This is a genomic window from Streptomyces parvus, from assembly GCF_032121415.1.
GTDB classification, from domain to species: domain Bacteria; phylum Actinomycetota; class Actinomycetes; order Streptomycetales; family Streptomycetaceae; genus Streptomyces; species Streptomyces globisporus_A.
Window position 1 is genome coordinate 116957 of record NZ_CP135078.1, and the last position, 14275, is coordinate 131231.

The following is a 14275-nucleotide window of genomic DNA, read 5'->3' on the forward strand; positions in this document are numbered from 1 at the left end:
CCGCCCAAGGCGCGGTCCCTCGCGGCGCGGATGCGTCCGCGCTCATCAAGGGCAGGGCTCATGCGATCGGCTTCTGGTCATGGATGGGCCGGACGACCACAGTCTGGGCCAGTCCCGAGGGCGTTCGTCCACCAGCTCATCTTCGACGGACACACCCGGAGGTGTGCGTCAAACCCAACGCTTTGGGCGTTGGCCTCAGTCCGGGCGAGGGAACATGCGTTCGACGGCGGTCATCAGTGCGGCGCGGCGGGCGGTGATGGAGGGATCCACGGCCTGGTCTGCGGCAGCGGCGGCGATTTCGGGCTGACCTGGTCATGGCGATCTGGTTGATCAGGGCGAGGATGTCGACCGGGCCCCAGGCCGGGTCGAGCAGCCCGGTGCGCTGAGCGTCGCGGAGTTTGTCGACCTTGCCGACGAGAGTGGCCTGGAGGCGGCTGGTGGTATTGCCTGCGGATTCGGCTAGTGGTCGAAAGACCGAGCACCGGCTGCGTATGCGGGCTGCGCCGGCTGCGTATGCGGGCTCAAGTGGTCCTGGACGCGGCGCGTGGGCGCTCCGAAGCGGAACGTCTTGGGCGGGTACGTGGTGAACGCCTCGCGGTCGGCGCGCTCGATCGCGTCGTCGATCTCTCCGGCCAAGGTCTACTTGCCTTCGTCCAGGACGGCGTCGCCACGCTTGATGTGACGGGCCGGGTTCAGGCCTCTCGATCAGGTCGACCGCCCACAGCATCTGCGGGTGCCCTCCGGCTTCGCCGGACCGGGAGGAGGTCCGGGAGGAAACCCGCCGGGCTGCGGCTTGCCCGAGGCGGCGTACGGTACGAAGTCGAGCGGGCTCTCGCCCGGGCTCGGGTAGACGACACAGTCGGAGAGCACGGCAAGCGGGTAGAGCCCGGTCATCTTCGCCAGGTTGTTGAGCTTGCGGTGCATGTTGACCCGGGTCTTGCCGATGACGGCGCCTCGGATGTTCGGGGCGCCGCGTGGGCCGGGACAGGGCCGGCCACGTCTCGCTCTTCTTGTAGTGCTGCCCTGGGGCGCTCGCGGAACTTGCCGACGCCGCCCTTCACCGTGGCGCTGACGCCGTCACAGGACTGCAGGCCCAGATCTTTCTCTTCGTGGTGCTCCATCGCGGCCAGGAACTCGGCGTCGGAGAGGTCCCCGGAGCCGTGCGGGAAGCGCGAGTCGGTCGCGGGCCCGGATGCCTCTTCGCCACCGGTCGCCGCGACGACATCGCCGCCCGGGCCGGCCGCACAGGCGCGACCGGAGCCCGGGCAGGGGCGGTCGCCATCCCCGGCTGCGCGACGGCCGGGCCGGTGGACATCTCGGGCGCCGCCGCCCCGCGGGTGGCGGCCGAACCCGGGTCCCCACTCGTGCCCGTCTCTCGGACGGAGCGCGGTACCCGGACAGCCACGATGAGGTGCCATCACCCAGTACGACGGCGCCCGGGAGCTGGTTCTCCGCCTCGATGCCCCTTCAGACTCGGGTCATGGTCGAGGAGTAGCCGCCCCCGCCGGGGTAGACCCAGTCACCGGTCGCCTTGGTTCCCGCGGCGTTGAACTTCCCCTCGAAGTAGGCGGGGCTTCCCTTCTCACCGGCCCAGATGGTGAGTTTGTCGTCGACCAGTTCGTACACGTAGTCGAAGGTGTTGCCCTGGGAGTCGTAGTACCTGGAGACCACGTCCTTTCCGGATTCCTCACCGAACGGACGCAGGTGGCCGATCAGTTCCATGCCGCTGACCTGCTCGCCGCCCTGGGTCAGGTCCACGTGCTGGATCAGAAAGAAGCCACCGGGCATCCATTCGTACCGGACGGTCCCCTCGGCTCCGCCGGTGACCGTCCAGGTGCCGACCAGCCGGTCCAGGGCCTTCAGCTCAGCGCTCGGCGTGTTCGTCTCGGACATGTCTGTCTCCTCGAAAGGTCTTTTCCGGATACCACTTGCTTGCGTTCCCGCCCATCGGGCAACGAGGCTCCGTACGGGTGGTCAGAAGACTGGACCCCGGGGGAAGGCAGGCTCGGTGGCCTCCTGGGCCGGAAGAATCGCAGCACCGGGCTTGGAAAACGGGCTACGCGGTCCTACGCTGCACGGTCCGCGAGAACTCGCGACGCCGACATGCCGTGTCACCGTCCGACAGAACCCTTACGCGTTCAGCCGCACTGGCCGGTCGAATACCGGATCGGATAGTTCCGGCCGCAGAGGCGCGAGCGACCGGGGAACCGCTCGGTCGCTCGGTCGCTCGCGCGCGTACCCCCTGCGACCAGGGAAAAGAGGTCACCCAGTGCCCGTAGCGACTCAAGCGACCCAAAGTTCGGTATATGAGGCCGTTCTGCGTGTGCAAGCGTGCGTCATATACAGGTGAGTCGAGTCGCTTCAGTCGCTGCCGGCTGTCGGACGCCCCTCCGAACTGGCGCTTTGTCGATTCAGAGGTACGGCGACCCAAAGGACTCGGTCGCTACGGAAACTGAACGCGTGAGTAGAGGCTTCTCCGGCATCAATACGGTGCAAGATTCGGGAAGAGGAAGCTCCGCACAGGCCGGATGTTTTCGCTAATCTGTGTTGGTCGGTGGGTCGCTTCAGTCGCTACGGGGGAACGGTGTATGGCTCCTGAGCTGCGCGTTCGGGGATTCTCCACCGTACGCCCCGGATCCGTCCTTCCGGCTGCGCCGCGGTCCGTGGACATTGCCCGGTGGTGCGCGGAACAGGGCTGGCCGGTCCATCCGTTGGCCGTCGGCCGCAAGACGCCGGCAGGCAACTGCGGGGCCTGCCGGGCCCCAGGTCACACACACTCGGGCTGTCCCTGCCCGGCGAGGGGGCGCTGGTGTCATGGTTTCCGGGCGGCCACGTGTGATACCGGCAGGATCGTCCGGTGGTGGGGGAGCATGCCGGAAGCGGGAGTCGGTGTCTCCTGCGGCCCCGCCGGGCTGGTGGTCATCGACATCGATGCCCATGGGCAGAGCCTGCCCGATCGCGACTGCCTGCTGCCGGGCATTCCCATACCGCCGCAGGTCGATCTCACGGGCCTCGCCAACGGCTATCACACTCTGGCCCTCCTGGCGGCCCTGCGGGGCGCCCCCGACCCGGCCGACGACGAAGACACCCTGCGGGTGCGCACCCCTTCAGGCGGCCTCCACGTCTGGTACCGGGCTCCCGACGCCCGACCGTGGCAGAGTTCCGCCGGCTCGGGCGGCGGACGGGCCCTTGCGTGGCAGGTGGACGTCCGCGCCCATGGTGGATACATCGTCGCCCCGGGGACCTGGACCCGTGCCGGGACCTACCGGGCACTGGGCACCTGCCGGAAGCCTGCGGTGCTTCCTGCGTGGCTGGCCGAGGAGCTGGAGCGTACGGGTCACCTGCCTCGGGAGAGCCCGCCCGGTCCCCGGGCGGCCCCGCCCAGGGCCCGCCAGGCCGTCGCCGCCGCGGGCGGTGGTAGGCAGGGCGCTCTCAGCATGCTCGGTTCGGTGCTGGCCGAGGTGGCCGCATGCGCGGCGCATACGGAAGGCACCGGCTTCTCGGAGAAGCTCAACCGGGCCTCCTACACCGCTGGCGGACTGGTCACCGCCGGGTTCCTCACCCATGAACAGGCCGAGCGGATCCTGCAGGACGCCGCGGCCGGAGCCCGGCCGGGGCAGGGCAGGAGAGCCGCTGGGATCATCCGCAGCGGGATGTCGGCCGGTGCGCGCCGTCCGCTGTACCTGAGGAGACAGGGATGACTCCCCGAGGCGGTTCGCCGTCCGGCTTCGACGCTCACGCCGTGGCAGCTCAGATCATCGCGCGGTCCACCTCTGCCGGGCCTCGGCCTGCTGGAGAGATTCCGGGTCATGCGGCTGCGTCTGCGGGCCCGGAGCAGGTGTCGGGGGTGGGTTTGTTACCGGATTCGTTGACGGATCGGGGGAACGCGAAGCTGTTCGTGCGGTTGTATGCGCAGGACTACCGGCATGTGACGGGGCTGGGGTGGTACCGGTGGGACGGCACGCGGTGGCAGAGCGATGAGGACGACACGGTGCTGTGGGTCGCGGGTGAGATGGCGGAGAGTATCGCCGCGACCGATCCGCGGGGGGTGTATTCCGATGCGGCGCTGCGCAAGCACCGGCGGCGTGCGCTGAGCACGTCGGGGATCAACGCGTTGCTGAGCCAGGCGAGATCGGCGCCGGGGATGCTGCTCAGCGCGGGGGCGCTGGACGCGGACCCGTACATGCTGTGCACGCCGGCGGGGGTGGTGGACCTGCGGTCGGGGAAGCTGCGGGCCGCGGACCCGGACCGGGACTTCCATTCCCGCTCGACCTCGATCGGCCCCCGGCAGATGCCGACGCCGCGCTGGGATCTCTTCCTGACCGACACGTTCGGGGACGACGAACAGGGCCGGGAGATGATCCGTTTCCTGCATCTCCTGCTCGGCTACTCCCTCACCGGTGACGTCGGGGCGCAGGTCATGCCGTTCCTCTTCGGATCGGGCAAGAACGGCAAGTCCGTGCTGCTGGACGTCCTGATCAAACTCCTGGGCGACTACGCGGACGCCGCGCCGCCCGGTTTCCTGATGGCCCGTCCCTTCGAGGGACACCCCACCGACCTCGCCGAACTCCACGGCCGCCGGGTGATCGTGTGTTCCGAGGTCAAGCCCGGTGACCGTTTCGACGAGTCCCGGGTGAAACTCCTGACCGGCGGCGACCGCATCAAAGCCCGCCGGATGCGCCAGGACTTCTTCTCCTTCGCACCCACCCACAAGCTCTGGCTCCTGGGCAACCACCGCCCCGAAGTCGGCACCGGCGGCTACGCCTTCTGGCGCCGGATGCGCCTGATCCCCTTCAACCGCGTCGTCTCCGACCACCAGAAGATCGACAACCTCGCCGACATCCTCGTCACCGAAGAAGGCCCCGGCATCCTCAACTGGCTCATCACCGGAGCCCACCACTACCTCAACAGCCCCCGCGACCTCACCGGCCCCGAAACCGTCCGCATCGCCACCACCGCCTACGCCGAAACCGAAGACCACACCGGCCGCTTCCTCACCGAACGCTGCACCTTCCAGCCCCACCAACGAGTCGAACAGGCCCGCCTGTACCACGCCTACACGGCCTGGTCCCGGCACGAGGGCATCACTCCCGCCTCGTCCCGCGCCTTCGCCGCCCGCATCCGGGAAACCGTCGGACTGGCGTCACCGAAGGAGATGCTGCTGTCGAACCAGCGCAAGTACTACCCCGGCATCGGACTCCTGGCTACCCAGGAGGAGGCGGAGTGAGTGCTCTGATCGACGGGGATGAGATCAGTGAGGAAGCGGAGCTGGTCTGGCTGGAGGACATCTCGATCCTGGACTACGTACGACAGAGCCTGGACCGGCTCCCCAACCGGCGGGGGAGGCCCGCCTACCACCGCGACGGCCGCATGGTGGGTTACGCCGTGCTCCATTCCCGGGCCCGCCCCTCACGCACCTCCGGCACCTTCCGCCGACGCGTCTTCTGGCTCCTGCCCCACGACCGCGACACCGCCCCCCAGGGCCTCTACGCCACCGGCGCACCCGCCGAAGCCGTCGACCCCACCACCCTCGCCTCCCGCGCCAAAGGCCACAAGACCGAGCGCTCCGAAGGAGGACCCCTCTCCAACCACCCGGGCACGCCTGTGCCCGGGTGACGGGGGAGTCCCCCGCTCCGGTCAGCCGGCGAGAGCGTTGTGGGCCCGGGTGTCCTGCCGTCCGCTCGCCGTGGCGTAGCCGTCGGTGACGATGCGGTCCGCAGCCTGCTCGTAGTAGTCGTCCTGCGTCGGGATGTCGGTCGCCAGGCAGCTGACGTAGCGGTTGTACATGCAGAAGGCGGCGGCGATCAGCACGGTGTCGTGGATGTCGCTGTCCTCGGCACCCGCGGCGCGGGCAGCTGCCACCGTCTCGTCGCCGACGGGGCGTGCCGCTGTCCTCACTTCGGCGGCGATGGCGAGCAGGGCGCGCATCCGGGGGGAGAGGGGGGCGTCCTGCGGAGCGGCGAGGACGGCGGTCACCGCCTCGTGACCGCCGTCCAACTGTGCTGCTGCCGCGGCTCCGTGGGTTCCGGCACAGAACGGTGTGTCGTTCAGGTGGGAGACGTAGGCGGCGATCAGCTCCCGTTCACCCCGGCTCAGGGAGGCAGGGGCGCGCAGCAGGACGTGGGCGAGGTGGTTGAGCGGCGCGGCGGTGTCGGGCCGCTGGAACATCAGGCCCCGGATGCCGGGATGATCGTTGCCGATGGCGATGTGCGGCACAGTGCTCCTCGGGTGCGCGTGGACGAAGACGGCTTCATGTTCACGGGGGAAGCGGCCGTGCTCAACTTCCCTCGTGCGCTTGTGTGTCCGGATCCGGTGCGGCATCGGGTGGATTTCAGTTCCGTGCAGCGGGCGAGCATTCTGGGAGATGGATTCGCCCGGTGCCGCTTCTACGCTGTGACCTCAGCCGTGGAGGGGAACCTGTTGTGGCCGGCATCACTGAGTCAGCGGCTCGGGAACGGGGAGGAACGGCGGGGGGGCCGGCGGTCTGCCGACGCGGTTCGCTCCTTGTCCTGGGTGGGATCGCCGGGTACCTGCTGACCGTCGTCTCGTCCGCGGAGTCCGTAGGCCAGGCCGTGTGCGGCGCGATCGCGAAGTCATTGCTGGGACATGATCCGGAGGCTTCGGCGCTGACCTCGGTGGTGCCCGGTACGGTACTCGCCTTCGTCCCCGGTCTGGCCGGGACGTTGACCGCGTGCAACATCGCCGTGCCCGGTTCGGTCGCCCACCTCCTCCGCGACGCTGCGCAGAGCGGCGGCTCTCTCTACGGGGCGTCGGCTTCTCTCCTGCAGTCGATCGGCAACGTGCTGGTCATAGCGGTGGTGTTCTTCCCGCTGGCCTACTGCGCGGGCAGTCGCCCCGCGGCCTGGATGACGGCTGCCCCCGGTCGATCGAGGGCGGTGACTCTGATCGTGGCGGGCACCTCCACCCTCTTGTACGGGGACGTCGAGAATCACGCGCGCCGGAAGGCCGTCCCCACGTATCCGATCGCTCCGTGGGCCACGTGACGCCTGTTTCCCTGCCGGTGGGCGGAGGATCCCATACCCCGCCCCGGGCTGCTGCGGTATCCGACTTTAGGCTGCTCATGGCCGCAGGCCCGGTGCACAGTGTCCAGTAGCGGCTGTGGCCGAGGAGGAGGCGGAGTGAGTGCTCTGATCGACGGGGATGAGATCAGTGAGGAAGCGGAGCTGGTCTGGCTGGAGGACATCTCGATCCTGGACTACGTACGACAGAGCCTGGACCGGCTCCCCAACCGGCGGGGGAGGCCCGCCTACCACCGCGACGGCCGCATGGTGGGTTACGCCGTGCTCCATTCCCGGGCCCGCCCCTCACGCACCTCCGGCACCTTCCGCCGACGCGTCTTCTGGCTCCTGCCCCACGACCGCGACACCGCCCCCCAGGGCCTCTACGCCACCGGCGCACCCGCCGAAGCCGTCGACCCCACCACCCTCGCCCCCCGCGCCAAAGGCCACAAGACCGAACGCTCCGAAGGAGGACCCCTCTCCAACCACCACCCGGGCGTCATTCCCCCAGACGGTTCCGGTCCACGTTGACGCAGCTGACTTGATCAGGACGTTGTCCCGTAGCCGGTGAGGAAGCGTTCGGTTTCGGCGTAGGCGGTGGTGGCGATGCGGACGGTTTCGGGGCCGGTGAGGTCGCGGGGGCTGTTGAGGTAGTGGTGGGCTCCGGTGATGAGCCAGTTGAGGATGCCGGGGCCTTCTTCGGTGACGAGGATGTCGGCGAGGTTGTCGATCTTCTGGTGGTCGGAGACGACGCGGTTGAAGGGGATCAGGCGCATCCGGCGCCAGAAGGCGTAGCCGCCGGTGCCGACTTCGGGGCGGTGGTTGCCCAGGAGCCAGAGCTTGTGGGTGGGTGCGAAGGAGAAGAAGTCCTGGCGCATCCGGCGGGCTTTGATGCGGTCGCCGCCGGTCAGGAGTTTCACCCGGGACTCGTCGAAACGGTCACCGGGCTTGACCTCGGAACACACGATCACCCGGCGGCCGTGGAGTTCGGCGAGGTCGGTGGGGTGTCCCTCGAAGGGACGGGCCATCAGGAAACCGGGCGGCGCGGCGTCCGCGTAGTCGCCCAGGAGTTTGATCAGGACGTCCAGCAGCACGGACTTGCCGTTCTTGCCCGATCCGAAGAGGAACGGCATGACCTGCGCCCCGACGTCACCGGTGAGGGAGTAGCCGAGCAGGAGATGCAGGAAACGGATCATCTCCCGGCCCTGTTCGTCGTCCCCGAACGTGTCGGTCAGGAAGAGATCCCAGCGCGGCGTCGGCATCTGCCGGGGGCCGATCGAGGTCGAGCGGGAATGGAAGTCCCGGTCCGGGTCCGCGGCCCGCAGCTTCCCCGACCGCAGGTCCACCACCCCCGCCGGCGTGCACAGCATGTACGGGTCCGCGTCCAGCGCCCCCGCGCTGAGCAGCATCCCCGGCGCCGATCTCGCCTGGCTCAGCAACGCGTTGATCCCCGACGTGCTCAGCGCACGCCGCCGGTGCTTGCGCAGCGCCGCATCGGAATACACCCCCCGCGGATCGGTCGCGGCGATACTCTCCGCCATCTCACCCGCGACCCACAGCACCGTGTCGTCCTCATCGCTCTGCCACCGCGTGCCGTCCCACCGGTACCACCCCAGCCCCGTCACATGCCGGTAGTCCTGCGCATACAACCGCACGAACAGCTTCGCGTTCCCCCGATCCGTCAACGAATCCGGTAACAAACCCACCCCCGACACCGAGGGGGCCTTGCGCACGGTCCGGAGGCGTCTGCAGCGCACCGGTGCCGGGCCGGTGCTCCGTCGCTCAGGGAGGCTGAGGGGGCGGGCGGCGGGCGACGGTTCCGAGGAGGGGCCGCGGATGTCGACCGGTGCGGCGGGCACAGCGTTCGAGCGAAGGTGACCTGCAGAACCGGCCTCATCCACGGGCTCTCCTGACCGTCGGCGAATGCGAAGAGTGCTGAGCCACGTATGTCCGCCCCGCGCGCGTGAGCGGCGGGTACCGGCCGGATCGATTCCCGCTTCTCAGAACCGCTCGGCCTGTCCGCCGGCGTCCGGGGCAGCGGGCTTCGCGGTGGCGGATCGCGGTGTGGCGGGATCCGCCGCGGGAGCCGGAAGACCTGCCGCCACGAGCCGCGGACCCGGTGGACGGTTCGAGGCGCTGCTTTCGGCTGAACTCATCACGTGTGCGCTTCCTGAATCATCGGAACTGGCCGTGTTCGCGTGACTGAACGCCCCGAGGCACCCCCGGAAAACGCCTTCGATGCATCATAAGAACGATTCTTTTTTTGTCCATGGGAGACTAAAATTTTTGGCCGGTTCGCCCCGAGAAAGGCCGTGTTCTGTAGGAGTGCGCACGCCAGGTGCGGGGCCGGGCCGGGCAGGCCGGGGAGTCCGCGGGGGAAGCGGGGGCAGTGGCAGCCGACCCCGGGTTTCTGATGATTTTCTGCCAAAGGACTCCAGCCATTCACTCAACTCCCGCTATGGTCGTGCCCCGGCGAATCGGCGACCGGGGTCAGACCCGTGCCGCCGACGGGGGATGTGCGGGGAGGTTTGCGTGGGCGTGGTGACGGGTGGGGCACGGCAGACGGAACGATGCGCGGACGCGGGAGCGTCCGTTCGGTCTTCGTCGGCGATGCCTCCGTGCCGGTGGCCGAAGGCCGCCGTGCGGCCCGATCCCCTTCCGCACCGGGGGCGACGGAGTGCCGGCCGGACGCGGGCCGGCCCGCGGACCCCGTCATGATCAATACCCGGTTGGCGTAGGCCGGTCGAAGCGATTCACCGGTGGTGGGTCAGCCGGTCCTTTCGTCGGTGCCGGGTTTCCCGGAAGCTCCCGTTCCAGCCGCAGCGCTTGAACCGCGCGGCACCGGAACGCAGGACCATGCTCCGTGTACGTACCGCCCAATCCTGATTTACGATGTCCTCTCCGACGACGATCGGCGTGGCGACGCATCGTGCGGAGCCTCATGCCGAAGGGGGGTCGGAGCCCTTGGGGGGACATCTAAGCTTCGGCGGAATGGCGACCGAGTGACAACCACGAATCAATCAAGCAGGTAAAAGGCTTGGTCAAGCGGGGGACGGGCTGTCGGCGATCTTCGAATCCAGCAGGAGCCGGCGTCCATTGCCCGGTCTCCGGCCGTCGGAAGCGCTCTCCCCGTGAAAACACAATATCGCTCGCTACGATATCGCGGCGCTCGATCGGTTGCCCAGGAGAAGGGAAACGAGCCATGGCGGCACACGACGTGAGGCACGCGCACCTGCCGGTCTCCGTACTTGCCGATCAGATCTTCGGGCACCTGCCGAGGGCCGATCAGAGGGCCTGGGCCCAGGCCTATCTGACGGGGCTGCTGATCACCGACGGCAAGAAGTCGATCAAGCGAATGGCCGCCACCGTCTCTCGCTCGCCCACCGCATCGCAGTCGATGCACCAGTTTCTCAACGCCAGCCCCTGGGACTGGGTCCCGGCACGGGTCGAGCTGATGAGGTGGGTCGAGCAACAACTCGATCCGCGCGCCTGGGTTCTGTCGGTGGCGGTGTTACGCAAGCGGGGTGACCACTCCTGCGGTGTGCACCGGCGCTTCGTCCCGGCGACCGGGCGCTCCGTCAACTGCCAGCTCGCGGTGGGTGCGTTCCTCGCCACCGGCGCGAAGGCCGTACCCGTCCACTGGGGGCTGCTGCTGCCCGGCGCCTGGGTCGAGGATCACGCGCGCCGCGCGCGGGCCCGCATTCCCGAATCGGTCGGCCACCGGACCGTCGAGCAGCACGCGCTGGACCTCGTCGACGCGCTGTGCGGGAGCACGCAGCTGAGTGCCCGGCCGGTGGTGGCCGATCTGAGTCATCATTCCGGGGTCATCTCGCTGGTGCGCGGACTCACCGCCAGGGGACGCGAGTTCATCGTGTCGCTGCCGGGCCGAACCCCGGTGGTCCCGGTGGGGAGGACGACGGCGCGCGGCGCGTACGCCGCGAACCTGCCCGCCGCCGTGGAGGCGCAGCGCCTCTTCGGCCTCAAGCACGCCGGCCATCTCAGACCCGGCGCCCACGACGGGCACGGCGGCTCGGATCGCACCGCCACGATGACCACGCTGGTGCGGCTGCCGCAGGTGCGGCTGGCCCGTCACACCCCGCACGCCACCTATCGGATCTTCGGCGTACCGTCCTACACGGGGCCCCGCTCCGCGCGGATCTGGCTGACCAACATGACGCAGCGGCGGACCGATGAGCTGCTGGCGTTGGCCGGGCTCCAGCACCGGGCGGGAACCTCTCTGCAGTCGCTGGAGGACGACTTCGGTCTGCTCGACTTCGAGGGACGGTCCTTTCCCGGTTGGCATCACCACATGACTCTGGTGTCGGCGGCTTCGGCGTACAACCTGCTGGACCTGTCCGGCCACCCGTCCGGCGCCCCGGAGGAGAGCTGAGCGACCCGTCCCCCTGCGACGGGCGATGCAGAAGCGGGCGGGCCCCAGGGGACCCGCCCGCTCGTATTCCCGGTCCGTCGCTCAGCTCGGCGCCGGTGGCGGCGGGGGAGGCTCAAGGTGGCGGCGGGCGACTGTCACGAGCAGGGCGTAGGAGAGCGCGGCCAGCCCGACCGTGACGACCCAGGTGTACGATCCGGCCGGATCGTACACCCGCCCGGGGTTGCCCACGTCCACGGCCGGAGCGGTCCGGCCGGCTTCGAAGGTGTCGCGCTCGCTTCCGTACAGCTTGACGTTCCCGAGTTCCACGGTGCCGTCGGTGGAGCGGAACGTCCCCAGCCACTCGCAGGTGGTGTGCCCGGAGTGCCCGGCGCACACCAGACGGGTGGCGGTGAAGACGCCCCGGGGCCCGTCCGCCGTGGCGGTCCTGGCCGCGTCGCCCAGGTTCGGCACCGTCAGCCAGAACAGCAGGACTCCGGCAAGCAGGAGCAGCAGGGACACGAACCCCGAAGGCCTTCTGCCACTCGTCGACACAGGTCAGGCCTTCGGAGCGCAGGAGCAACGTGCGGCGGCGTTGTCCGGCCGACCGGCGCGGGTGTGCAGGTACATCGCGACGACCATGGGAACCGTCACCAGGGTGTTGTAGAAGAGGTGCAGCTCCACGCGGGGCGCGATCAGCTGGATCAGGCTGGTGGGCGCCGGCTTGCCCAGCAGGTTGGCCCCGGCGAGCGCCTGCACCAGGAGCAGCAGATGCTCCATGTGGTGCCAGACCTGAATGCCGAGGGAGACCTTCCACCACGTGGCCGAGCGCCCGGTGAAGCCGGGCCGCAGGAGGAACAGGCCGACCATCATCACCAGGGCGTAGCCGTAGTGCATCCACTCCGAGGTGACCAGCCAGGGGAACGGCAGCCCGAGGACGCCGCGAGCCTCCGGAAGGGGCCAGCCCATGACGTAGATCTGGTATGCCTGGACCAAGTGCTCCGCCCAGTGCGCGACGACGATGAACATGAACACGCGCAGACCTAGTTGGTGATGGCGGGTGTTGACGGCTTCGATCCCCCCACGAAGGGTGAGAGGTGGTGTTCCGGTGCTGATGGCCATCTCTGGGCCTCCACGATCGGGGTGGGAGGGGGGACAATGGGTCATCACACCAGCCCTTCACGCGCGCGAGCTTCTTCCTACGTGCTCTCCTTTCGGTGAGGTGACCGTCCTGTGGGTCCTGTGAAGCAACTCGAACGGTACGGTCAGGCATGCTGCCACGGACGTACGAAGGACAGGACTGCTCGCTGGCCCGGTCCCTGGAAGTGGTCGGGGAGCGCTGGAACCTGCTGATCGTCCGCTCAGCCCTGCTGGGCGCCGGCCGGTACGACGAGTTCCTGCGCCAGATGCCGATCTCCCGGAACGTGCTGGCCGACCGCCTCGGCCGTCTCGTCGACCTGGGTGTCATGCGGCGGGTCGTGTACCAGGAGAAGCCGGTACGCCACGAGTACCCGCTCACCCCCATGGGCCGTGAACTCACCGTCGCGGTGGTCGCTCTCATGCAGTGGGGCGCCCGCAACCTGCCCGCGGAGCTGGGGCCGCCCCGGCAGGCCCAGCACATCGGATGCGACGGCGGTGTACGGGTGCGGCTGGGCTGTACGTCCTGCGGGCGGGACATCCACGAGGACGAGGTGGCGGTGCGCCGGACGCGCTGATTCCAGGCTTCGTGAGAGCCGGACCGCATTCCGCACGGCGCGAGTTGCCGACGCGTTCATTTACGCTCAAACCCCTTGCAATGCAAGGGTGTTGCGCATTTGCGAAGATGCTCTGATCTTTCCGGCGAGCCGACCATGAGGCCCTTCGCCACCCACTGGTGGCCGGTCGAGGGAGGCACACGCGTGGCATCGGTAACGGGATCCCTGCGCAGACTTCTCATGGCTCCGTCCCTGGCCGACGTGAGCTTCGCGGGCCGGGGATTCCCGGTGGCCGAGACCGCCGCGACCCGCCAGCTGGAGACCATCCCTCAGACGGTGGTGACCGGTTTCGAGTGGGGCATCGAGTCGAAGAGCCTGTGGGAGACAGAGCGACGGCTCTCCCTGGTCGACGAGGAACTGCGGGGCTTCGCCTACGAGGGCGCGACCATGGCTTCGGTGATCCGGGACTCGATGCCCGGCCGGGGAGGCCGGACCGCGGAACTGCTCCAGGGGGCCGGACGCCGCCACATCTTCCTCAACTACATCGGCATCGGCTTCGCGATGGCCAAGCTGCCCAGGCCCCTGTGGAAGAAGGTCATGCCCGCGCTCGACGGTGAGGACTTCTACCCGCCGATGAGCTGGCTCGCGGTCGACGGCTACGGTTTCGACCGCGCCTACTTCGCACCGAAACGATGGGTGGACGAGCAGCGGCTGGACATCCCGTACGCCTGGGAGGGCCGGCCCGGCTACTTCCAGCGGGCAGTGGATCAGGGCATCGGGCGAGCCCTGTGGTTCATCCACGGCGCCGCGGTGGATGCCGTGTGCGCCGCGGTCGACCGGTTCGCCTCCGACCGCAGGCCGGACCTGTGGGCCGGTGTCGGGCTCGCGGCCACGTTCGCCGGGTGTTCCACCACGGCAGAGCTGAACACGCTTCGCGCCCGGTCGGGCGAGCTGGCCGGGCATGTCGCCCAGGGCTCGGTCTTCGCCGCGAAGGCGCGCCACTTCTCGATGACGGTTCCCGAGCACACCCGGACAGCGCTGCACGCGCTGGCCGGCCTCACCGTCGAGTCCGCAGCCGACCTCGCTGACGACGCCGCGCCCCCCTCGGGCTCCGGCGACGGTGTTCCCAGCTACGAGATCTGGCGCAGATCAGTGCGCGAGAAGCTTCCGGTCAATTTCCCCTGAGCATTTCCGGA

14 protein-coding genes and 2 pseudogenes are annotated in these 14275 nt (G+C 69.1%); 8 read left to right on the forward strand and 8 right to left on the reverse strand.

The window, feature by feature from the left end; genetic code table 11:
• Nucleotides 1-136: 136 nt before the first annotated feature.
• The 4 genes and pseudogenes from RNL97_RS00510 to RNL97_RS00525 form a co-directional block, all read right to left on the reverse strand.
• The gene (locus tag RNL97_RS00510) at nt 137-493 is read right to left on the reverse strand and encodes a hypothetical protein (RefSeq protein ID WP_313750260.1); all 357 of its coding nucleotides are present in this window, start codon (nt 491-493) and stop codon (nt 137-139) included.
• Entirely contained in the window at nt 460-636 is a 177-nt protein-coding gene (locus RNL97_RS00515; RefSeq protein WP_313750262.1) for a hypothetical protein, read from the reverse strand. The genes RNL97_RS00510 and RNL97_RS00515 overlap by 34 nt, the downstream gene beginning before the upstream one ends.
• 3 nt (nt 637-639) lie before the next feature.
• Nucleotides 640-1151, reverse strand: a pseudogene (locus RNL97_RS00520) (telomere-associated protein Tap); the annotation flags it as partial.
• A 316-nt stretch (nt 1152-1467) separates the two neighbouring features.
• The gene (locus RNL97_RS00525) at nt 1468-1893 is read right to left on the reverse strand and encodes a hypothetical protein (protein ID WP_030593715.1); all 426 of its coding nucleotides are present in this window, start codon (nt 1891-1893) and stop codon (nt 1468-1470) included.
• 695 nt (nt 1894-2588) lie between these two features.
• On the opposite strand from RNL97_RS00525, the gene RNL97_RS00530 reads away from it, so the two are divergent.
• Genes RNL97_RS00530 through RNL97_RS00540 form a run of 3 tightly spaced genes read left to right on the forward strand, consistent with a single transcriptional unit; the run spans nt 2589 to nt 5616 of the window.
• Nucleotides 2589-3701, forward strand: a complete 1113-nt coding sequence (locus RNL97_RS00530) for a bifunctional DNA primase/polymerase (RefSeq protein WP_030593717.1) — start codon at nt 2589-2591, stop codon at nt 3699-3701.
• Nucleotides 3698-5227, forward strand: coding sequence for a DNA primase family protein (locus RNL97_RS00535; protein WP_243316609.1), 1530 nt, complete (start codon nt 3698-3700; stop codon nt 5225-5227). The genes RNL97_RS00530 and RNL97_RS00535 overlap by 4 nt, the downstream gene beginning before the upstream one ends.
• On the forward strand, nt 5224-5616 hold the full coding sequence (locus RNL97_RS00540; RefSeq protein WP_243316611.1) for a DUF6009 family protein: 393 nt from the start codon (nt 5224-5226) through the stop codon (nt 5614-5616). Before RNL97_RS00535 ends, RNL97_RS00540 begins: the two co-directional genes overlap by 4 nt.
• Nucleotides 5617-5637: 21 nt before the next feature.
• Here RNL97_RS00540 and RNL97_RS00545 read toward each other — a convergent pair whose 3' ends face one another.
• Nucleotides 5638-6216: a carboxymuconolactone decarboxylase family protein gene (locus tag RNL97_RS00545; protein WP_032766948.1), complete on the reverse strand. Its 579-nt coding sequence runs from the start codon at nt 6214-6216 to the stop codon at nt 5638-5640.
• A gap of 356 nt (nt 6217-6572) precedes the next feature.
• On the opposite strand from RNL97_RS00545, the gene RNL97_RS00550 reads away from it, so the two are divergent.
• Nucleotides 6573-7004 (forward strand): hypothetical protein, encoded by a 432-nt coding sequence (locus RNL97_RS00550; protein WP_313750220.1) that lies wholly within the window; start codon nt 6573-6575, stop codon nt 7002-7004.
• Between the two features lie 135 nt (nt 7005-7139).
• Nucleotides 7140-7550, forward strand: a complete 411-nt coding sequence (locus RNL97_RS00555; protein WP_243316614.1) for a DUF6009 family protein — start codon at nt 7140-7142, stop codon at nt 7548-7550.
• 47 nt (nt 7551-7597) lie between these two features.
• On the opposite strand, the pseudogene RNL97_RS00560 reads toward RNL97_RS00555, so the two are convergent.
• Nucleotides 7598-8776 (reverse strand): annotated as a pseudogene (locus RNL97_RS00560) (DNA primase family protein); the annotation flags it as partial.
• Nucleotides 8777-10221: 1445 nt separating this feature from the next.
• Here RNL97_RS00560 and RNL97_RS00565 point away from each other — a divergent pair.
• Complete coding sequence (locus RNL97_RS00565) at nt 10222-11409, forward strand: IS701 family transposase (RefSeq protein WP_030592715.1); 1188 nt, start codon at nt 10222-10224, stop codon at nt 11407-11409.
• An 81-nt stretch (nt 11410-11490) separates the two neighbouring features.
• Here the strand turns inward: RNL97_RS00565 and RNL97_RS00570 are convergent, their stop codons facing one another.
• The gene (locus tag RNL97_RS00570) at nt 11491-11907 is read right to left on the reverse strand and encodes a hypothetical protein (RefSeq protein WP_234313527.1); all 417 of its coding nucleotides are present in this window, start codon (nt 11905-11907) and stop codon (nt 11491-11493) included.
• A 36-nt stretch (nt 11908-11943) separates the two neighbouring features.
• Nucleotides 11944-12507, reverse strand: a complete 564-nt coding sequence (locus tag RNL97_RS00575; RefSeq protein ID WP_030592703.1) for a hypothetical protein — start codon at nt 12505-12507, stop codon at nt 11944-11946.
• Between the two features lie 149 nt (nt 12508-12656).
• Between RNL97_RS00575 and RNL97_RS00580 the strand changes: the two genes are divergently transcribed.
• On the forward strand, nt 12657-13100 hold the full coding sequence (locus RNL97_RS00580; RefSeq protein WP_030592700.1) for a winged helix-turn-helix transcriptional regulator: 444 nt from the start codon (nt 12657-12659) through the stop codon (nt 13098-13100).
• A 183-nt stretch (nt 13101-13283) separates the two neighbouring features.
• Nucleotides 13284-14264, forward strand: a complete 981-nt coding sequence (locus RNL97_RS00585) for a DUF1702 family protein (RefSeq protein WP_030592696.1) — start codon at nt 13284-13286, stop codon at nt 14262-14264.
• Nucleotides 14265-14275 lie beyond the last annotated feature (11 nt).

Bases quoted from the DNA above. Each gene is read 5' to 3' on its own strand.
- RNL97_RS00525 (WP_030593715.1), bottom strand. From the start codon at position 1,893: ATGTCCGAGACGAACACGCCGAGCGCTGAGCTGAAGGCCCTGGACCGG.
- RNL97_RS00565 (WP_030592715.1), top strand. From the start codon at position 10,222: ATGGCGGCACACGACGTGAGGCACGCGCACCTGCCGGTCTCCGTACTT.
- RNL97_RS00580 (WP_030592700.1), top strand. From the start codon at position 12,657: ATGCTGCCACGGACGTACGAAGGACAGGACTGCTCGCTGGCCCGGTCC.
- RNL97_RS00535 (WP_243316609.1), top strand. From the start codon at position 3,698: ATGACTCCCCGAGGCGGTTCGCCGTCCGGCTTCGACGCTCACGCCGTG.
- RNL97_RS00530 (WP_030593717.1), top strand. From the start codon at position 2,589: ATGGCTCCTGAGCTGCGCGTTCGGGGATTCTCCACCGTACGCCCCGGA.
- RNL97_RS00575 (WP_030592703.1), bottom strand. From the start codon at position 12,507: ATGGCCATCAGCACCGGAACACCACCTCTCACCCTTCGTGGGGGGATC.